Consider the following 19,837-nt stretch of genomic DNA (forward strand, 5'->3'; position numbering starts at 1 on the left):
GTTGGTGTTAAACAAGTAAACCATCGTTTCGGTTCAACGGCGCATCGAAAAAAACTCTTTTAATAAGGATTCTGATTCCTCAGCTCTAACTCCTCCTCGTATTTCGGTTTTGGGATGCAAAACTGCCTGTCCCACTCGTTCAAATCCTCGTTTTTCTTCTTTTGCTCCATATACCAGCCTTCCAAGTTGAGACCAATACAGGGCACCTGCACACATCAGACAAGGCTCTAATGTCACATACATGGTGCAATCTTTCAAATATTTAGCGCCAATTGTTTGTGCTGCTGAGGTTATTGCTATCATTTCCGCATGGGCCGTCACATCCGTTAACACTTCTGTTTGATTATATGCCTTGGCCACGATTCTACCTTGGCATACCACCACAGCACCTACAGGAATCTCTTCCTCTTCAAGGGCTTTTTGAGCCTGGATAAGCGCCAATCCCATATAATATTCATCTTCCTGAATCAACATTAGGAAGGCATTTGTATCACTCGATTCCTCAAATAAAAATCCAAAATGACGATGGCAGCCATGGCTTCCACGATAGGTACGGCTCTAGGTACCACACAAGGATCGTGACGACCTTTCCCTGAAACGGTAATCTTGTCGCCCTTCTCATTAATACTATCTTGATCTTGCATGATGGTGGCCACAGGCTTAAATCCAACTCGGAAATAAATAGGTTCTCCATTAGAAATCCCACCTTGTATTCCTCCAGAATGATTGGTCAAAGTACGGACAGTGCCATCCGCTTCTTTCACGATGACATCATTATGTTCCGAGCCTTTCTTTTCTACTCCATCAAAACCACTACCATATTCAAAACCTTTGACAGCATTGATACTCAACATGGCCTTACCTAATTCTGCATGTAATTTATCAAATACAGGTTCACCCAAACCTACTGGAACACCCGTGATATAAGCAGAAACTACGCCACCAACCGAGTCTCCTTGTTTACGAATCTCATCAATGTAATGAAACATTTGATCAGCCATCGCAGGGTCTGGGCAACGAACAGCATTGGTTTCCGTGAGATTCAAATCCAATTGTTCTACTGGAGTGCTGAGTTTTAAGGTTCCCACTTGTGACACATAAGCGGTAATTTGTACACCTATTTGGGACAAAACCATTTTAGCTAAGGCTCCAGCAGCCACACGGGCAACTGTTTCTCTAGCAGAGCTACGCCCGCCTCCACGATAATCCCTCAGGCCATATTTAGCAAAATAGGTATAGTCGGCATGAGAAGGTCTAAACTGATCCGCTATGTGTGAATAATCTTTGGATCGCTGGTCGCCATTCCAAACTAACATGGCGATGGGGGTACCTGTAGTTTTACCTTCAAATACACCAGAAAGCACTTCAATGCTATCCGACTCTTTTCTTTGGGTAGTAATTCTGGATTGCCCAGGCTTTCTCCTATCCAATTCAGACTGTATGAATGCTAAATCAAATGAAATTCCAGCAGGACAACCTTGAACCACGACACCTACTGCCGCGCCATGCGATTCTCCAAATGTACTAATCTGAAATATTTTCCCATAAATACTCCCCATATCACTTTATTTTTTTGTTTTCCAAACCAGAAAAACCAAGACTACAAAAATTGAAAAAATGGTCAAATTGGCTAATTGTCGCCAGTTTACCCACCTATTCCACACCACAGTATCTGAATTCATGTTCTCAATACCTCGGTATAAACCATCCATCTCTCGACTCGTATTCACGCGTGAATCAGATGGCTGACCTTGAATCTGAACATCGATCTTTGATCGCAACGTATCAAACTTTTCCGTACGTGTGTTAAAATAAATCCAGTAAAAATACTGCTTTAATGCAAATTTACCCGGTTGTTTAGGAATAATCTGTATAATTTCTGTTTTATTCCCTAACATTTTATCCATAGATGGAAACACGGAACTTTGAGTAGATATTCGATTAAAATCAATGAAGTAATCCGATTCCAGCCCTTTGGAATCCCATAAAATACCATTTCCGTCGCCTATGATACTGGAGGTATATACTAATTGCTCTCCCGTTTTTGCCAGATTTTTAGAAATCGATTCTTTCAGTGTATAAATTCCAACTGGCACTTTAGATGCCAAAGGATGATTAGGCAAAGTCCGAGGCTGAATCAACAAAGCAGGGGACTTAAATACCATGGGTATTGATTTTACTTCTCCAGCGAGTTTTTCCTTCTTCAAAATCTGCAAGCTGAGTGAGGGAATTTGAATGGGACGATTATTCAAAGCAAAATAGGTCGCTTGAAAAAAACGATATTCGGTGTATTTTTTTTGATTGATTTCTACTTTAGACACTTTTTCAACTTGTAAACCAAAACTCTCTTCCCAGCAATTCCTTGGCCTCAATTGCTGTATAAGCTTGGGTATTTGAATATCATTTCGATCAAACTCCAATTCCTGGGTATTATTTTCAGGTACAAAGAGGGAAAATTTTAAAGTAAATCCTTGTCCTACGAATGGACGTACCTGATTACTCGCCACCAATAAAAAAGGCTGGTTCGCTTTAGCCAAAACTTCATCGGCAAGGGATATTTCATCTGAATTATTTTCGATGATTCCCCCATTACTTGGATTCACAGAAATATAAAATGGCTCAAACTTCTGAGACAGTTGATTGACCATCACTTCATCCGAAGGAATGTAAAACTGACCCACTCCTAAAGGTTGATAGTGCTGTGAATAGATGATTCGTTGTTCAATTTGCCCATTCTGATAATTAGAGGATTTACCTCGACTTATCCCCAATTTTTGAAAATTGGCTAATTCTGGAAATTTATAAACAATGGACTCAGGATTCGTGCCCACGGCTGGCACCGTGATGGAAATAACAAAAGTTTCATCCTGATTGATATTTTTAGAACCAATCTGAATGGTAAAGTCCATTTTGTTCTGAGCGACCAAAGCATGGAATCCGACAAGAAAATAAAGAAATAAGCCCCAAAAGGCATTTCGTGAATTCATTTCGGCAATTTAAGCAATTGTCCCAAGCTCTACAGACTAGTTCTTAAAAAAAATGAAATCGAAAAGGTTTTACATCCTCTGAATCAGAGAATACTTACAAGCAAAAATGCTGTCAATAGCACAAATTGTGGCCTTATTTTGCTCGACCAATAGAAAAACCTAGGGCTCCATACAATTCTCCAAACCAAATCGTCTGAGAAGCATGATCAACTGACCGTCCTGTGGTACGCACTTCCCACAAATTGGTGTAACCGCCTTTGAACATGGCTTCAAAAAATAATAGTTTGGTAAAATTCAAGCGAAAACCTGATTTAGCGGATGCTCCTGCCCCTGCTAAATTCCAAAAATGATTAGCTCCCACCGTAAATAAACGAACATCTGATCTAGGCACGACCACTCCTATACCTAATCCATTGACCCAATCTAACTGGATATTTGATTTCTCTTTTCTCCAAATGGGATGATAATTTTCAATTTCCACAGCGGCATAATTGTAGCCGTCGGTATGTTCATATTGTAAAAAGTCCTTTGATTGAATCACAAAAGGGCTATTAGTATAATTTCCCACATAGGCTGGATTTACGGGAATTTGAGGACTAGATACTTGGGCATCGATGTGACCTGTAATGTGAGAAGCCTGATCTGGGTTCATCACATATTTCATATGATCCCAACCTAGGCTAATTGACCAGCTATCATTGATAAAGTATCCTCCATGTAAATTGAACTGAGGTATGGAAAATAAGGAGGGGTTAAAATACGTTTGAAAACCATCGAAGGGAGTTGGGGCATCACTGGCTTTTACCGCATCCAGCGTAAAGTCATATCCTGGTCCTTGAAAACGAATATCTGAAGTAGGATAGGCAGAGCGATTATATCCCCAAAAGACATAGAAAGTGCCTTTACGATGTAAGAAATCGGTTTGAGAAAAAGTAACAAATGGGATAAATAATAGAAAGAATAGGATGTACTTGGGCATGAATAAATGTATAAATGAACAATGAAAATTGAGACAATTTGCTCAGACTTAAAAATTTTACAAAGCTGCTATTTTTTCAACAAAGTATGCTCAAAATATCATGATTTTCGTCAGAAAATTAGGTTTTAATAATCAAATTTTAGTAACATTGACGTAACTTGCGAGTTCAAATTTATAATTAGAGTACCAATACTAAGCGAGAAACAAAACGCGCAAAATTGGCCATAGAATATGAAAAAATCATCACCAAGGTTTGAATACAAAACATTTACTTTAGGTAGTGAGTTAACCCAAGAGCAGAAAGACTACTTTACCAAATTTGGAGTTATTCAGTTTAAGGGTTTCATTACTGATGAAACAGCCCAACTATTTATCCAAGAATTAGCTCATATTGAGAAAAAATGGTTAGATGAGAAGGTGGAGAAAATCAATGGAATTCCATTGAAATTTGGTAAAGATCCACAGGGTAATGATATGATTCAACGCATGTGTTTTACCAATAAATATAGCCCTGTACTAGGGGAATTCTTAAAAGATCCTCGTTTCCAGTTGTTAACTGAATTTTTGGCTCCCTATGATGGGCGTCTCAGTGAAGATGAAAAAGATGGTCTGGTATTTAATCACTACGTGAATCAACCCAATTCTAAATTCACTCAAATGGGCTGGCACACGGATAGCCCTAGAGATTTATTTTTAGGTCAAAAGATTTTACCTATGTTAAACGTAGGTATTCATTTAGATAATTGCCCTTCTGCTAATGGAGGTTTACGTGTGATTCCCGGAACACAAAACCAGAGTGTCCTAAAACTATTGTTCGGCAAGAAACAATTCATTGATCACCGTCCAGATCCACGTGAAGTGGCATTTGAGATTGAGCGTGGCGACTTAACCATTCATGATGGCCGCTTATGGCACCGAGTAGAAGTTTCTCCTAATTTTGGAGAAAAATCCCGCAGACGTGTCATGTATGTTCCGATTATCACGGGTAAGTTTAAGCCGAAATCAGAAAACAGTAAAACACCTTTCTACCATCGCTTTGCGAAAGTAGTTCAGAAATAAACAAAAAGCCCTCCAATATAAGAGGGCTTTTTTATGCTATTTTGATTCCATATAGGACTGCAATATAATGGTAGCAGAAACCCGATCCACCGTCGCTTTCACCCTTCGATCTTTCTTGGACATCCCTCCCGCAATCATAGCCTTCATGGCCATTTGAGAAGTAAACCGTTCATCGTGCAATCTCAAAGGGATAGCCGGAAATTTCTTTTGGATTTGCTTGACGATATTCCTAACCGCTTGAGTAGAATCCGTATCTGTATTATCCAAATTCTTGGGCATACCGATCACCATTTCATCCACTGGTTCCCTGGCCATATAATCTGACAGAAAATTCAACAACTGGTGAGAAGGAACAGTCTCTAATCCATTCGCAATAATTTGCAATGGATCTGTTACGGCAATTCCCGTACGCTTTAAGCCATAGTCAATGGCCAGTATTCTTCCCATATTGGATGATTCCTAAGAATCTTATGATAACAACAAACCTTTGTCGCGTAAAATCTTATCCAATAATTTACGATCGTTATCGCTCGTCAATACGTTGAATGGAAGATGGATGAATTGATATTTACCCATGGTAAATACATAAGCATCTTTATCTTTATATGCGCTAGTAATCATATCCCATTTGATCATTCCTCCTTCTTTATCCGAGATTTTCATAAAAATCTGACGGCTATCAATCTCATAACGATATTTATCAAACAATTGCTTGTACTGAGCTAATTGGGTAATCCCCGTAAATTGAATCAACCAAAACAAGACATAGCCAATAACACCTACCACAATGAAAATATAAATCCAGTAGTTTTTATATACGGCAGTTAGGTTTAAAGCTACGTTCGCAACAATCAAGGCTAAAGGCAAAAAAGACCATTTCCACTGATTAGAGAAGAGTTGACGCATACATAAGCCGATGTATTTATTTTTTTCAAGAGAAAATTTCTTCGTCTTAATTGCTAAAGGGTTACTGGGTGCTTGCTGAACTCGCTGCTGAGCCCCATACATTTTGGCCATATATCTATTATTTTAATCGCTAAATAAGTCGCAAAGGTACAAAATTTGAATACTTTTTGGTAATTTCAGAGGCTATTTTGAATGAATCCCATTAGCATGAATTCCAAACAAATACTTGACGGCCCGGCTTTGCTTCAAAAAATTCGCCGGATTGCCTTCCAAATTTTTGAAAATAATTTTGAAGAAAAAGAAATCATCATCGCAGGGATAGTGGGTGAAGGCTTTTCTTTAGCTCAACTATTGTGTCAAAACATCCTAGAAATTTCTAGCATCAAAGCTCAAGCTGTGGCGATTCAACTGAATAAAGACATTCCTTATGAAAGTCCTGTACAGTTTGATTGCGACAAAAGTATTTTTGAAAACAAAGTCATCATCGTGGTGGATGACGTATTAAATACAGGAAGGACCTTCTCTTATAGCCTGGCTCCTTTCCTTAGTATGCACGTGAAAAAGATACAAGTAGCAGTAGTGGTAGACCGTAATTACCGAAAATTCCCCATTTCGGCTGATTACATAGGCTACCAAATGTCGACTACCCTATCCGAGCATGTAGAGGTTGTTTTATCAGACAAATCTCGACTAGGCGTTTACCTCCGCTAAGCATTCCAGATTTCCCAAGCTTTATCAGCTTGTCCGTGAAGCATTTCTAGCCCTTCATAGATTCCTCCCACCCCTTGAGCAATCCCCTTCTCTAAAAAAGCAGTGCGTAAGGGATTGTAGACGATATCGTATAAATAATGTTGACGATTCAATAGGCAATAATCAATCGGAGGAAATGTGTCAATTTTAGGATACATTCCGAGGGGAGTCGAATTAACAATCAAACCTACCGCATTCATGGATGCAGCTAAATCTTCATAGGAAATCTGTCCTTCTTCGGGCGTTCTTGACACCTTCCATACCTCTAAACCTAAGTCTTCTAAAGCTGCAATGATAGCTTTCGCTGCTCCACCTTGCCCTAGAACAACGGCCTTTTTTAAATTAAAATGAGGAAAAGCATCCCAAGTTTCAATCGTTTGGCGAAAACCCCAATAGTCGGTATTATACCCTTGGGTCCTCCCATCAGGATAAATTTTAATGGTATTAACAGCTCCTATCTTAGCGGCGGCAGGATCAATTTCATCCAATAGAGGCATGATTTGCTGTTTATAAGGAATGGTTACATTCAAACCTTTCAATAGGGCTTTTTGCTCTGACTTTAAGGTCAAAAAATCTTCAATTTGTGGAATTTCGAATTGCTCATAATGATGCGTTTCAGACAAACCCATGGTTTTGAACTTCTCAGAAAAATACTTTTTAGAGAAAGAATGGCCTAATGGATAACCTAACAAACCATATAAATGAGAGATGGCCATGTTATTTAGCGGTGAATTTTTGTTTGATAATTCCAATGATGATGGGCAAAACAGAAACACCAACAATCCCTAAAACAACTTTTTCAAAGTTGGATTTCACCCATTCATTATCTCCTAGAAAGTAGCCCGCCAACGTAATGCTGGTCACCCAAAGACAAGCTCCCAAGAAGCCAAATAACAAATATACGGAATACGACATCCGCCCAGCACCAGCAACAAATGGGGCTACCGTACGTACAATAGGCACAAAACGGGCAATAATGACAGTTTTTACACCGTATTTTTCATAAAATTTCTCAGTTTCTTCGAAATGCGAACGTTTTAAAAACAAGATTTTATCCTTGGAACGCACATAGGCACTGAAATATTTACCCATAAAATAGTTCACTTGATCTCCACTTAAAGCAGCCAAGATTAACATAGGGATTACGATGGTAATGGACAATTGACCACTGGCGGCGGCTATTAAACCTACAGAAAACAAGAGGGAATCACCTGGCAACAAAGGAGTTACCACCAAGCCTGTTTCCATAAATACGATGGCAAATAATAAAGCATAAGTTAAAGACCCATGCGCGGCAATGAACTCCGTTAAAAAATGTAAGGGATCTTTTAGCAGATCTAAGGCTTGTTGTATCATGTTTGCTTCCATTAGATAACATAAAAAACCCCGAATATTCGGGGCTTAACTTATTTGGTTAAGAAATGATCAAAGGTATCACCTCGTAGGCCTAGTCGGATGGTTTCCAATGAAATCACTTCATTAGGAGCAATATTTCCTACGTTGACATTAGCCCCTACCAATTTCACAAACCATACTTGTTGTGATTTTTGAGGTGCTTCCCAAATGATACTTTCTTCTGGAATTTCGGTTAATATTTCTTCCACTAATCCTTGACGAACTTCTCCTGATGAACGGAATAGCCCCACATTACCTCCCTCTCTAGCTTCTCCAATCACTTTCCATGCACCAGCTTCTAACTCCATGCGCATTAATTTAATCCACTTATAGGGAGGAATAATTTTTGCTTCATCTTTAGATCCTACTTCAGAAAGTACGGTTACTTGCTGAGATAGTTGACGAATATATTCACATTTTACATCGGAATTCATCTCGACAGAGCCATCTGAAATCTCTGCATATTCCATGCCATATTGATCCAAGACACGACGGTACTCATCTACTTCACCACGGATATAAAAAGCTTCAAATAATGTTCCTCCAAAATATACAGGAATACCCGCTGACTTGTAAATAGCCAGTTTCTCCTTTAAATTATTGGTTACATAGGAAGTCGCCCATCCTAATTTCACTAAATCCGTATAACTTCCTGCTACCTCTATAAAATCTTCAACTTGACGTAGGCTAAGCCCTTTGTCCATGACCATGGTCAAGCCTTTTTGACGTGGCTTTTCAAATCTTTCTGGTATTTGGGATAAATTATAGTTCATATAGAAACAAGCAGAAGGTTATTTGTTGATTGTTTTTTTCTGCTATCCTACAAAAATAAGCATAACATCTGATTGAGCCAAACCTCCTATAATCCAATTCTCCTGAAAGCTCAAAAGAAGATATCCTTTTGTATATTTGCAAAAAAAATTCATGAAAAAGGCTATTTTACTTCTACTGTTTAGTTGCGTTTTTGTGTCCATGAGCCTAGCAGAGCCCCCAAGCGATGTTATTTTAGGAGATTGGATATCCCAACAAAAAGATGGAAAAATCACCGTTTACAAACAAGGTGACAAGTATTATGGAAAAATATCCTGGAGTAAAACACCTGGAAAAAAAGATGTGAAAAATCCTAACGAAGCCCTGAGAAGTCGAGATTTACTTGGAGCTGTCATATTAAAGGAATTCACTTTTACTGGTTCAGCTTGGGAAAAAGGAACCATTTATGACCCCCATTCAGGCAAGACTTACGACTGTATTTTAAAAGTAAAAGATAATAATAAGACACTCGATATTAGAGGATTTGTAGGAGTTACTATGTTCGGAAGAACCAGCACTTGGACACGTCCTCAGTAATATTGTACCACCGCCTACACACACATCAACATGAAAGCAAACGATAAAGCCATTGCATTTTTGTCTCAATACATTGGCAAGAGAATGGCCCATGAAAATCCCAATCCCATTACTCGGTATTTAGATGGTATTTTAAAATCCGTCTCTGCAGGTTCTATGACAGCGGAATTTGAAGTGAGGGAAGATCAGTGTAACCATGCAGGAGTATTACACGGAGGAGTGATATCCATGCTACTTGACGAAATGATGGGGACTACGCTCATCACTTGTGATATTGAGCATTTATATGTCACCATCAATTTAAGTATTGATTTTCTTTACGGTGCCAAAGCTGGAGAAAAAATCACCGTTGTTTCTGAAGTATTCCGAGTTGGGAAAAAAATTGCCAATGTTGAAGCAAAAATGTACAATGCGGAGGGCAAACTATTAGCCAAAGGCTCGAGTAACCTTGCCGCTACATCCATTCCATTTAAAATGTAATTAAGACAAAATTTGGTAGACCAAAAACGCGGACAAATAGGCTAAGGTAGTCATGTAACCAAATTGAATCAAAGGATATTTCCAGGATTTAGTCTCGCGATAGGTTGTCGCTAAGGTACTCATGCATTGCATAGCAAAGGCATAAAATATCAACAGAGAAAATCCTAAAGCTGCATCGTACATGGGTTTACCCGTGTCTGGGTTAATTTCTGCCCGCATGCGATTTTTGATGGTGGCGTTTTCATTGTCCACCTCGCCTCCAAGGCTGTAAATAGTCGACATCGTCCCAACAAATACCTCACGAGCAGCAAAAGAGGTAATTAATGCAATACCGATTTTCCAATCATATCCCAAAGGCTTGATAGCAGGTTCGATTAATTTACCAAAATGGCCAGCATATGAATTTTCTAATTTTTCAGAAGCAACCTTATTACTTAAATCTACACCCCTTAAACTCGGATTTTTCAAGCGAACTTGCTCCTCAATCTTAGCCATACTATCGCCCGGCCCATAGCTAGCAAAGACCCATAAAACAATGGAAATGGCCACAATGATTTTACCTGCTTCAAAAATAAAGGCCCGAACGGAATTGTAAATGGAGATGGCGACGTGTTTAAATCGAGGGCCCTTGTAAGTTGGCAATTCCATGATGAAATAGCTTCTTTCTTTAGCTCTCAATATTTTTTTCAATACCCAAGCTGACAACAAAGCCATGAAAAAGCCTAATAAGTATAATCCAAAAAGTGCTACCCCTTGTAAGTTAAATACCCCAAAAAGTGTATTTTTTTCAGGAACCACTAAGGCTATTAAAACCGTATAAATAGGTAAACGAGCGGAGCAGGACATTAAAGGTGTCACCAGAATCGTAATCAAGCGATCTTTCCTAGAACCAATGGACCGCGTACTCATGATGGCTGGTACCGCACAAGCAATTCCCGAAATTAAAGGAACCACTGATTTTCCATTTAATCCAAATCGACGCATCATTTTATCCATGATGAACATCACCCGCGACATGTACCCCGTTTCTTCCAACATGGAAATAAAGAAGAACAAAAAGGCAATTTGAGGCACAAATATCAATACCCCTCCGACACCTGCTATGAGTCCATCGGTCAACATCCCTGTCAAAGGAGAGTCAGGTAAAATGCCTTTTAACCAATCATTTAATTGAGCTACTCCCCCATCAATAAGATCCATGGGGTAGGTTGCCCAAGTAAATACGGCTTGGAACATGATGAATAAAATGGCTAAGAAAATCACATAGCCCCATATGGAGTGAATAAAAACTTTATCGAGTCGATCTGTCCAGGTTTTAACAGGCTCAGCATCCCACTGACGATTTAAATTGATCACACAACGTTCTACCACCTCTGAAATCTGCTCGTACCGCTTTACCGTTTCTGCCGATTTATATTTCTTCGACTCAAACTGATGTTTTTCCATCAAGTGATCGAAAGATTCACGCTGCTCTTGATTAAACATTTTCATACGATCATGTTCCATCAACCACAATAATGAACGATAGGGATCTGCTTCACCAAATTGCTTTTGCACATCTTCAATCAAGTCATCCGCAACGGGCAATGGTAAAGCGTCATTAGAAGCATAGCGATGTTTTAGGGTCTTAATCACCGCCAATTTCAATCCTCCTACCCCAATTCCTTTTTTGGCGTTGATTTCAGCAACCTCCACATTGAGCTCTCGCGCTAATTTCAAGGAATTAATTACAAAGCCTTGATTTTCAGCTATATCAATCATATTCAAGGCCAAAACCGTAGGAATACCTAAGTCTCTAACTTGAGAAAATAGTAATAAGTTACGCTTTAAATTGGATGCATCCGCCACCACAATCGCCATATCCGGATAATCCGCATGGTTGGGATTACCCAAAATATTTATGACTAACTCTTCGTCAATGGATTTGGGGTAAATACTATAAATGCCCGGTAAATCCAGAATTTCAATATTTCTACCTGGTTCTAATTCCCAAATACCTGTCAACTTATCCATGGTTACCCCTGGAAAATTTCCGGTTTTTTGGTTTAATCCCGTCAATGTATTGAACAAGGAGGATTTCCCAGCATTTGGATTACCAATAAGTGCTATTCTGGTTACGTTAGCCAATGTATAATTTATTTTCGTTTGATTTGAATGGTAGCCGCTTCCTCTCTTCGCATGGTTAAGGTATAACCAGAAACTTTCAAAGCGATCGGGTCGCCAAAAGGGGCATGATGCGTTAAAATCACTTCGGTACCGGGCAAACAGCCCATTTCTAAAAGCTTCAATGAGAGTAATTCATCCGTAAACCCTGTTATTTCACCATGTTCCCCTATCCGTAAATCCGCCAGTGTTAGCATATTCAATCCTCCATTCTTATTTAGAATAATTCAAAATTAGGCACAAATGTACTAAGTATTTCCGAGCTAAAAAATGATAATTCTTAGTTTTGAATAATTTGATTTTAAATCCCCAAAATACTCTTAGGAATATTCATCAAAGCCAACTTTCTGTCGTAAATTGCAGGTCCTTTACTAATTTGACAGTGATAATGCTTCAGGAGATCAAGGTTTTGTTTCAAAAAGAGTTACAACTAGAATGGCGTCAAAAATATGCCATTCATGGTTTGTTGCTTTACCTGGCTTCGACCATTTTTATCTGTTATTTATCCTTTAAAGCGAAACAAGAATCCATCAGTCCTATTACTTGGAATGCACTATTCTGGATTATTTTGCTCTTTATAGCCATCAATGCCATTGGTAAAAGCTTCACTCAAGAGTCATCTCAGCGGGGCATATTCTATTATACTTTAGTTAAGCCGGAGTCGGTCATTTATTCCAAAATCCTATATAACTCAGTCCTCATGATCGGTATTTCCTTAGCCGGAATTATCATGTATTCCTGGGTGATGGGAAACCCCGTAGGCAACATGTCGCTCTATGTCATTGCCCTGATTTTAGGATCCATTGGCTTTGCTTCGACCTTATCTTTAGTCGGTGGCATCGCAGCACAGGCAGAAAATACGTCCACTTTGATGGCTGTTTTAAGTTTCCCTATTATCATTCCTTTATTACTATTCTTATTAAAGCTTTCAAAAAGTGCTTTAGATGGTATATCCCTTTCCGAAAACTGGGATGAAATCGCTGTCCTAGCTTCACTTGACGTTATTGTGATTGTTTTATCTGGAATACTTTTCCCTTATATATGGAGACATTAAAAAAATATTATTGGAAATGGGCTGGTATGCTTTTGCTAGTATACACCATGTACATGGGATTTGAAGGACAGGTCCCGCGTCAAGCCATTTTGAATGAAACTGTACGCAATTTGTATTTCCACGTGACGATGTGGTTCAGCATGATTGCCCTATTGGGCGTTTCAGTTTATCATTCTATTCAGTACTTGCGTAAGTCTGATCCCTTGGATGATTTAAAGTCCAATGCCTATGTCGTTACAGGTCTGGTATTTGCTACTTTGGGCTTATTAACAGGGAGTATATGGGCTAAATTTACTTGGGGAGATTGGTGGACAAACGATCCTAAATTAAATTCTGTGGCCATCGGCATGCTCATATATTTGGCTTATGGCTTGGTACGTTCTTCTTTGCCGGATGAACAGCAAAAAGCCAGAATATCATCCGTTTATAATATTTTTGCGTTTATCATTTTCATGGTGCTTATCTGGATTTTACCCCGAATGACGGATTCATTGCATCCTGGTAATGGTGGAAATCCAGGTTTCAATTCCATGGATTTGGACAACCGTATGCGCATGGTATTTTATCCTGCCATTTTAGGTTGGATGGCCTTAGGTTTTTGGTATGCCCAATTACGCATTCGGATTAGAAAAATTGAAGTTTTATTAGAAGAAAAAGAACAAGCATGAAAACATATATCTTAACCTTATTGTTCAGTTTAACCAGCTTTTTAGGTTTAGCTCAAAGTGAAATCGAAATGGCGGACAAGTTCCGTGCTGATGGCAAAATCTATGTGGTGATAGCCGTGGTACTCGTTATTTTAATTGGACTATTCATTTATCTGATGAGTCTCGACAAAAAAGTTAGTGCCCTTGAAAAAGAAATAAAAAAATAAGTAGCATGAAAAAGACACATATCATTGGTCTGATTCTAATCGCTGTTGCCATTGGAATTATTTTAATCACCACAGGCGATGCCAGCACCTACGTAGGCTTTGATGAGGCAGAAAGCATTGCGCAAAAAGATCCGAATCAAAAAGTTCATGTGGTGGGGATATTGAAAAAAGATGCACAAGGTAAAATTGTAGGCATGCACTATGATCCTGCCGTAGATGCTAATCGCTTAGAATTCATTGTTCAAGATAGTTTAGGCCGGGAAAACCAAGTGATCTATCCAGCCCCTAAGCCGCAGGATTTTGAACGATCTGAGAAAATCGTGTTGGTGGGAAGTATGAAGTCCGACAAGATTTTCTATTGCGATAAAATTTTATTGAAATGTCCGTCCAAATATCAGGAAGGAAAAATTTCGGCTGACTCAACAGCCACTTATGAAGCAAAAAAACAATTATGATACACGAGACAATCGGATCAGTTGGTCACCTATTAGTCATCATATCCTTTGTAACTGCCCTATTGGCAACCTTTTCCTATTTCAAGGCCACACAAACGGCAGATGATTTAGCTGCCAAAGATTGGGTAAAATTAGCCAGAGCTATCTTCATCATTCACCTGATTGCGGTGATTGGTGTAGCATCTAGCTTATTTGTCATTATTTACAACCACTATTTCGAATACCACTACGCCTTCTCCCATTCGTCCAAAGCTTTACCGATGGCTTTCATGATTTCATGCTATTGGGAAGGACAGGAAGGTAGTTTCCTTTTGTGGATATTCTGGCAAGCCATTTTAGGTATCATTCTTATGGTCAAAAATCCGAAATGGGAAGCCCCAGTTATGACCGTTTTTGCCTTGGTTCAAACCTTTTTAACCTCTATGATTTTGGGAGTTATCCTTCCTTACATCGATTTAAAAATTGGTTCCTCTCCTTTCCTTTTATTACGAGAAGCCCAGCCAGATCTTCCTGTATGGAGTCTGCAACCTAATTTCATTCCCAAAGACGGTCGTGGCCTAAACCCGCTATTGCAGAATTATTGGATGGTCATTCACCCTCCTACCTTATTCTTGGGATTTGCCTTAACCCTAGTGCCTTTTGCTTATTTAATTGCGGGTCTATGGAAAAATAAATTAACCGAATGGATCAAACCCGCTTTGCCTTGGGCTCTTTTTGGCGCTGGAATTTTAGGTATCGGTATCATGATGGGTGCCTATTGGGCTTATGAAACATTGAACTTTGGTGGCTATTGGAACTGGGATCCAGTAGAAAATGCATCCTTCGTTCCTTGGTTAGTGCTCATCGGGGCTATCCACACCATGATTGCCTACAAACATTCAAGTGCCGCTTTAAAAACCTCCATCATCTTGGTGATATCCACCTTTATTTTGGTCTTGTATTCTACTTTCTTAAACCGCTCGGGTATCTTAGGAAATGCTTCTGTTCACTCTTTTACCGATTTAGGTTTATCAGGACAGTTGCTCATCTATATGTTGACTTTCTTATTTGTGGCTATCTTTTTTGCCGTAAAAAGATGGAAACAATTACCTGTGGATGAAAAAGAATTAGGCATTTACTCCCGTGAATTCTGGATCTTTATTGGGGCTTCCATTTTGGGATTATCAGCCTTCCAATTGATTTTCACTACGTCCATCCCCGTCTATAATAAAATAGCGGAGGCTTTCGGTATCGTATCCAACATTGCCTTGCCTGCCGACCAAGTAGAACACTACAGTAAAATTCAAATTTGGATCTTCTTAGCCATAGCGGCATTAAGCGCTGTTGGACAATATATTTGGTGGGGAAAATTAAAAGAATCCACTTCCTTTAAGCCTCTGACCAACTCAGCTTTGGTGGCAACATTATTGACTGTCCTGTTTGTCAATTTGGGTAAAGTCTATACCGTTTCTTACATCTTACTGCTATGGACCAGTTTATTCTCTGTCATTGCTAATTCCAATATCCTATTCTTCTTAATTCGTCAGCGATTTAATTTAGTAGGTGGAGCCATGGCACACGTAGGACTAGCGGTCATGCTCATAGGTATCTTGTTTTCTTCTGGGTATTCCAAAGTCGTTTCATTAAACCGCTCTGGTTTTGCTATTTCCAATAAAGTGGAGCAGTTTACCAAAGATGACAACAAAGAGAACAAAGAAAATCTTCCACTTTGGTTGGGCCAAGGGGCTCAAATGCAAGATTATTTGGTGACATACAAAGGCCGTATGATTGAGCTAAGAGGAAAACCCGGCTATTATCCAAGAAAAGATTTTGAAGTCATTGAGGGCGATTTCCATGCAGTAGCATTACGCAACGTGGAAAAAGACGGTCAGGTGCTTGCTAAAAAAGGAGATACCTTAACCGTAGAACCTGAGAATACTTACTATGAATTAGAATTTAAAAATGCTGAAGGGAAATCCGTTTCTTTGTATCCTCGCTGGCAGGTAAATCCAAAAATGGGGACGGCCATTTCGCCCGACGTGAAACATGCTTGGGGCCACGACATTTATACCTACGTTTCACTAGACCCACGTCTGGCAGCAGAAGCGGGAGAGGAAAAACAATGGAGCAAAACAGCAAATTCGACGGTGAGCATTGGTGATACTTTATTCCTGAATGATTTTGTGGCTGTTTTACAAGATGTCTCTCGAGTGAATTCAGTAGAAGATATGACCTTAGGGCCAAATGATGCCGCGGTAAAAGCGCAATTCCAGGTTCTAGGTAAAAACTTCCAGCAATTTTCGCTAGCCCCACTTTTCATCATCAAAGGAGGCATGGTTGCTATGCCAGCATTTGAAAGTGAAGAAACGGGTATCAAAATCAAATTCACGGCGATTAACCCCAAAACCCAACAGTTTAGTTTTGCGGTTAATACAACCCAACAAGATTTGATTATTATCAAAGCATTAGAAAAACCCTACATTAATTTGGTTTGGGTAGGTTCCATTTTGATATTTATGGGATTATTTGTGGCCATGTACCGTAGAATGCAACAACCCAAAGCTGCTTAATCACATGACAAGGAAAGAAATCATCATATTATCTGCTGGAATTGGATTTTTCATCATTTGGATCATTGATTTAAATGCCCCTACTCCTGTTGAAATTCAAGGAAATTTTTGGTTAGAGATTTACTTTCATTATGTTTGGCTTATGTTTGGTCTAGGTTCACTCCTATACTTTCAATATTCCAAGAACTTGCGCATCAAGGAAGAAGAAAAAAAAGCTGGAGAGCCCAAACAAGATATCCGTAGCCGAGCTATGAAAAGTAACAAGCGCAAAAACTAAGTTAAATGGACCCAGATCCCGGAATATATACCACTCAAGTAGCAGGAATCGTCATTTCTATGATATTCTCAGCCTTCTTTTCTGGGGTAGAAATGGCCTTCGTTTCCTGCAATAAATTGTATTTTGAGCTCAAAGCAAAACAAAATATCCTGGGTGCCAAAATCATTTCCAACTTTAACCAATCTCCTTCCCGATTCATAGGAACCATGCTGATAGGCAATACCTTGTCCTTAGTGGCCTACGGTATTTTCATGGAAGAATTTTTGCACCATCAAATTTTAATTTACATCCCCTTTCTCCACAATGAAATTCTGGCACGTTTATTAGCCTCCGTTGTAGCCACTATTTTGATTTTGATTACCTCTGAATTTACGCCCAAAAGTATTTTCTTAATTAACCCTGATGTCATTTTAGAATTCTTGTCCATCCTCATTTGGATTGTCTATGCGCTGATGTTTCCACTGGTTTGGGTGACAGTAGGTTTGTCTAAATGGTTCATTACCAAGGTACTCCGACTCAACTATTCGGAAGAAAAACCAGCTTTTGGTTTAACGGACCTCAATAACTATTTGCAAAATTTGAATCGGAAAGTATCCACCGAAGAAGAAACTGAAGTAGATACCAAAATCTTTCATAATGCCTTAGAATTCAAGCAAGTGAAAGTGCGTGACTGTATGATTCCTCGTACCGAAATCACCGCCATCGATTTGGAAGAAGGTATTGAAGGATTAAAAGAAGTATTTATAGAATCAGGGCACTCTAAAGTATTGGTCTATAAAGAAAGCTTAGAGGATGTTTTGGGTTATTGCCATTCATTAGCCCTATTCAAAAAACCCAAGGATATTCAATCCATCTTAACTAGCATTTTAATTGTTCCAGAGGCTATGCCAGCGAACGACTTGATGCTTAAATTTTCCAAAGACAGAAAATCGTTGGCTTTGGTGGTAGATGAATTTGGAAGTACTTCTGGCCTAGTCAGCATGGAAGATGTCATGGAAAAGATTTTTGGTGAAATCCAAGATGAATACGATGATTCCGAAGATTGGGTAGAAAAGAAATTGGATGAAAATTCTTATTTATTATCGGGTCGACATGAGATAGATTACCTAAATGAAAAATACGATTGGAATTTCCCTGATGGAGACTATGAAACACTAGGTGGAATGCTGATTAGCTTATATGAGGACATCCCTAAAGCCAATGAAATTATCACCTTAGCTCCTTTTCAATTTCAGATATTGACGTCTACGGATGCGAGAATTGATACCATCAAAATGACGATTGTTGGCAAAATTTCTCCCAAGGAAGAATCAAAAACCAAACACTAGTTTTCCAGAACCAGTTGAAGGGTTTGGCATTTCATGACAGTTTCTTGCCATTCTTTTTCTGGATCAGAGTCCTCCGTGATACCACATCCTGCAAAATAGGTTGCCCGACATTTTCCTTCGCTTTGGTCTACTTTTACGGTTCGTAAGTTGACAAATAAATGAATCTCTTCATCCAAATTGACAGGTCCTAAATAACCTGAATACAATTCCCGCGCATGTTTTTCTGCTTTGGCAATCCAGGCTATAGCCTCCTCCTTAGGTGTTCCGCAGACTGCAGAGGTAGGATGCAAAAGGGATAACAAAATACCCGGCAATTGGGAGAAATTCAAAGCCTTGGTATCCACCGTAAATTCAGTTTTTAAATGCAGCAGGTTACCTGCCAAAATCGTTTTTGGGCCAATCTCTTGGTATTCCCTTAATCGAATTTTCTTAAAGCATTCGATGATATATCGACAAACATAGGCTTGCTCTTCAATTTCTTTTTGAGACCAGCGTGCATTTTGTGGAGGGATGATTTCTCCCTGCGGGTCGATGGCAGATTGCGTTCCAGCCAAAGCTATGGTACGAAAAATCCCCTGAGCATTTTGCTCCACCAAAGTTTCTGGGGTAGCACATAACCAAGTACTTCCTAATTCTGGTATATACAAAGCGCAAACAAAGGCATTAGGATAGGCTTGGCATAATTGACCAAAAGCCTTTAGCGTAGAAAAATCTCCAGGAAATTCGACTTCATCGGTTCTAGAAAGTACTACTTTTTGAAAATGTCCCGATTGAATTTCATTAATTGATTCACTTACCCAATGGGTGAAATGCCGATGTTTCTGTTCATTTTCGTCGGCATTGTGCTTGGGTGTTAACATGGAGGCACCTACAACTTCTTCTTGAACTATGGACTCTTCCAATAATGTTTCAGCCTTTAAAAAATAAGGTAAACCCATGAAAGGAGCTACTAAAAATCCGGCTGGGAAAGTTTCTAAATCCAAAGAGCCTAGCTTCTCTCCACCACTAGAGTCTACCAAAAAATAGCGCTTATCGCTTTTGGGCAATCTCCACACGGCCATACCTCCACGCTTTTGCAACGTGTTTTGCCACAATTGTTCCCAATCGAGCAAGGAAGTCGTAGTTGATGAAAGCGTAGTGGGCATATTTGAATGTTGGAATATTAAAGTTAAAAAATTAAGATTAGTGTAAGCTGTTCTTCATTAAGATTTTTAATCATTTTTGATGTCAGTAC

23 protein-coding genes are annotated in these 19,837 nt (G+C 39.2%); 11 read left to right on the forward strand and 12 right to left on the reverse strand.

The window, feature by feature from the left end:
- Window positions 1–33: 33 nt before the first annotated feature.
- The 4 genes from U0R11_RS01810 to U0R11_RS01825 form a co-directional block, all read right to left on the reverse strand.
- Window positions 34–474: a nucleoside deaminase gene (locus U0R11_RS01810; RefSeq protein ID WP_166374938.1), complete on the reverse strand. Its 441-nt coding sequence runs from the start codon at window positions 472–474 to the stop codon at window positions 34–36.
- On the reverse strand, window positions 474–1,559 hold the full coding sequence (gene aroC / locus U0R11_RS01815) for a chorismate synthase (RefSeq protein WP_406749528.1): 1,086 nt from the start codon (window positions 1,557–1,559) through the stop codon (window positions 474–476). Before aroC ends, U0R11_RS01810 begins: the two co-directional genes overlap by 1 nt.
- Window positions 1,560–1,565: 6 nt before the next feature.
- Window positions 1,566–2,987: a BatD family protein gene (locus U0R11_RS01820; protein ID WP_406749529.1), complete on the reverse strand. Its 1,422-nt coding sequence runs from the start codon at window positions 2,985–2,987 to the stop codon at window positions 1,566–1,568.
- Between the two features lie 133 nt (window positions 2,988–3,120).
- A complete protein-coding gene (locus U0R11_RS01825) occupies window positions 3,121–3,966 on the reverse strand; it encodes a hypothetical protein (protein WP_406749530.1) in 846 nt (281 codons plus the stop codon).
- A 231-nt stretch (window positions 3,967–4,197) separates the two neighbouring features.
- Between U0R11_RS01825 and U0R11_RS01830 the strand changes: the two genes are divergently transcribed.
- The gene (locus tag U0R11_RS01830; RefSeq protein ID WP_406749531.1) at window positions 4,198–5,025 is read left to right on the forward strand and encodes a phytanoyl-CoA dioxygenase family protein; all 828 of its coding nucleotides are present in this window, start codon (window positions 4,198–4,200) and stop codon (window positions 5,023–5,025) included.
- Between the two features lie 36 nt (window positions 5,026–5,061).
- On the opposite strand, the gene ruvX is transcribed toward U0R11_RS01830, so the two are convergent.
- Together ruvX and U0R11_RS01840 are read right to left on the reverse strand one after the other, a co-directional pair.
- On the reverse strand, window positions 5,062–5,472 hold the full coding sequence (gene ruvX / locus U0R11_RS01835; protein WP_406749532.1) for a Holliday junction resolvase RuvX: 411 nt from the start codon (window positions 5,470–5,472) through the stop codon (window positions 5,062–5,064).
- Window positions 5,473–5,493: 21 nt separating this feature from the next.
- The gene (locus U0R11_RS01840; RefSeq protein ID WP_166374944.1) at window positions 5,494–6,042 is read right to left on the reverse strand and encodes a YcxB family protein; all 549 of its coding nucleotides are present in this window, start codon (window positions 6,040–6,042) and stop codon (window positions 5,494–5,496) included.
- A gap of 96 nt (window positions 6,043–6,138) precedes the next feature.
- Here U0R11_RS01840 and U0R11_RS01845 point away from each other — a divergent pair, with 96 nt between their 5' ends.
- On the forward strand, window positions 6,139–6,642 hold the full coding sequence (locus U0R11_RS01845) for a phosphoribosyltransferase family protein (protein WP_406749533.1): 504 nt from the start codon (window positions 6,139–6,141) through the stop codon (window positions 6,640–6,642).
- On the opposite strand, the gene U0R11_RS01850 is transcribed toward U0R11_RS01845, so the two are convergent.
- Genes U0R11_RS01850 through U0R11_RS01860 form a run of 3 tightly spaced genes read right to left on the reverse strand, consistent with a single transcriptional unit; the run spans window position 6,639 to window position 8,849 of the window.
- A complete protein-coding gene (locus U0R11_RS01850) occupies window positions 6,639–7,397 on the reverse strand; it encodes a shikimate dehydrogenase family protein (RefSeq protein WP_406749534.1) in 759 nt (252 codons plus the stop codon). The two genes, U0R11_RS01845 and U0R11_RS01850, sit on opposite strands and share 4 nt — an antisense overlap.
- Window position 7,398: 1 nt before the next feature.
- Entirely contained in the window at window positions 7,399–8,037 is a 639-nt protein-coding gene (locus U0R11_RS01855) for a VTT domain-containing protein (RefSeq protein ID WP_406749535.1), read from the reverse strand.
- A gap of 50 nt (window positions 8,038–8,087) precedes the next feature.
- Complete coding sequence (locus U0R11_RS01860; protein ID WP_166374948.1) at window positions 8,088–8,849, reverse strand: phosphosulfolactate synthase; 762 nt, start codon at window positions 8,847–8,849, stop codon at window positions 8,088–8,090.
- Between the two features lie 151 nt (window positions 8,850–9,000).
- Here U0R11_RS01860 and U0R11_RS01865 point away from each other — a divergent pair, with 151 nt between their 5' ends.
- Both U0R11_RS01865 and U0R11_RS01870 read left to right on the forward strand, forming a co-directional pair.
- Complete coding sequence (locus U0R11_RS01865; RefSeq protein ID WP_406749536.1) at window positions 9,001–9,423, forward strand: DUF2147 domain-containing protein; 423 nt, start codon at window positions 9,001–9,003, stop codon at window positions 9,421–9,423.
- Between the two features lie 30 nt (window positions 9,424–9,453).
- Window positions 9,454–9,903, forward strand: a complete 450-nt coding sequence (locus tag U0R11_RS01870) for a PaaI family thioesterase (protein ID WP_406749537.1) — start codon at window positions 9,454–9,456, stop codon at window positions 9,901–9,903.
- Here U0R11_RS01870 and feoB read toward each other — a convergent pair whose 3' ends face one another.
- Together feoB and U0R11_RS01880 are read right to left on the reverse strand one after the other, a co-directional pair.
- The gene (gene feoB, locus U0R11_RS01875) at window positions 9,904–12,030 is read right to left on the reverse strand and encodes a ferrous iron transport protein B (RefSeq protein WP_406749538.1); all 2,127 of its coding nucleotides are present in this window, start codon (window positions 12,028–12,030) and stop codon (window positions 9,904–9,906) included.
- An 8-nt stretch (window positions 12,031–12,038) separates the two neighbouring features.
- Complete coding sequence (locus tag U0R11_RS01880; RefSeq protein ID WP_394367196.1) at window positions 12,039–12,263, reverse strand: FeoA family protein; 225 nt, start codon at window positions 12,261–12,263, stop codon at window positions 12,039–12,041.
- A gap of 191 nt (window positions 12,264–12,454) precedes the next feature.
- Here U0R11_RS01880 and U0R11_RS01885 point away from each other — a divergent pair, with 191 nt between their 5' ends.
- From U0R11_RS01885 to U0R11_RS01915, 7 genes are read left to right on the forward strand one after another with little or no spacing between them, the layout of a single operon-like run.
- On the forward strand, window positions 12,455–13,120 hold the full coding sequence (locus U0R11_RS01885) for a heme exporter protein CcmB (protein WP_406749539.1): 666 nt from the start codon (window positions 12,455–12,457) through the stop codon (window positions 13,118–13,120).
- Window positions 13,108–13,788, forward strand: coding sequence for a cytochrome c biogenesis protein CcsA (ccsA, locus tag U0R11_RS01890; RefSeq protein ID WP_406749540.1), 681 nt, complete (start codon window positions 13,108–13,110; stop codon window positions 13,786–13,788). Before U0R11_RS01885 ends, ccsA (U0R11_RS01890) begins: the two co-directional genes overlap by 13 nt.
- Window positions 13,785–13,994 (forward strand): CcmD family protein, encoded by a 210-nt coding sequence (locus U0R11_RS01895; RefSeq protein ID WP_406749541.1) that lies wholly within the window; start codon window positions 13,785–13,787, stop codon window positions 13,992–13,994. The genes ccsA (U0R11_RS01890) and U0R11_RS01895 overlap by 4 nt, the downstream gene beginning before the upstream one ends.
- Before the next feature lie 5 nt (window positions 13,995–13,999).
- Window positions 14,000–14,449: a cytochrome c maturation protein CcmE domain-containing protein gene (locus tag U0R11_RS01900; protein ID WP_406749542.1), complete on the forward strand. Its 450-nt coding sequence runs from the start codon at window positions 14,000–14,002 to the stop codon at window positions 14,447–14,449.
- Complete coding sequence (ccsA, locus tag U0R11_RS01905; RefSeq protein WP_406749543.1) at window positions 14,446–16,998, forward strand: cytochrome c biogenesis protein CcsA; 2,553 nt, start codon at window positions 14,446–14,448, stop codon at window positions 16,996–16,998. The genes U0R11_RS01900 and ccsA (U0R11_RS01905) overlap by 4 nt, the downstream gene beginning before the upstream one ends.
- 4 nt (window positions 16,999–17,002) lie before the next feature.
- Entirely contained in the window at window positions 17,003–17,275 is a 273-nt protein-coding gene (locus tag U0R11_RS01910; RefSeq protein WP_166374957.1) for a hypothetical protein, read from the forward strand.
- 5 nt (window positions 17,276–17,280) lie between these two features.
- Entirely contained in the window at window positions 17,281–18,603 is a 1,323-nt protein-coding gene (locus U0R11_RS01915) for a hemolysin family protein (RefSeq protein WP_406749544.1), read from the forward strand.
- Here U0R11_RS01915 and U0R11_RS01920 read toward each other — a convergent pair.
- On the reverse strand, window positions 18,600–19,748 hold the full coding sequence (locus U0R11_RS01920) for a chorismate-binding protein (protein WP_406749545.1): 1,149 nt from the start codon (window positions 19,746–19,748) through the stop codon (window positions 18,600–18,602). The two genes, U0R11_RS01915 and U0R11_RS01920, sit on opposite strands and share 4 nt — an antisense overlap.
- Window positions 19,749–19,837: the final 89 nt, after the last annotated feature.

It is taken from the genome of Aquirufa salirivi (assembly GCF_045310485.1).
GTDB classification, from domain to species: Bacteria; Bacteroidota; Bacteroidia; order Cytophagales; family Spirosomataceae; genus Aquirufa; species Aquirufa salirivi.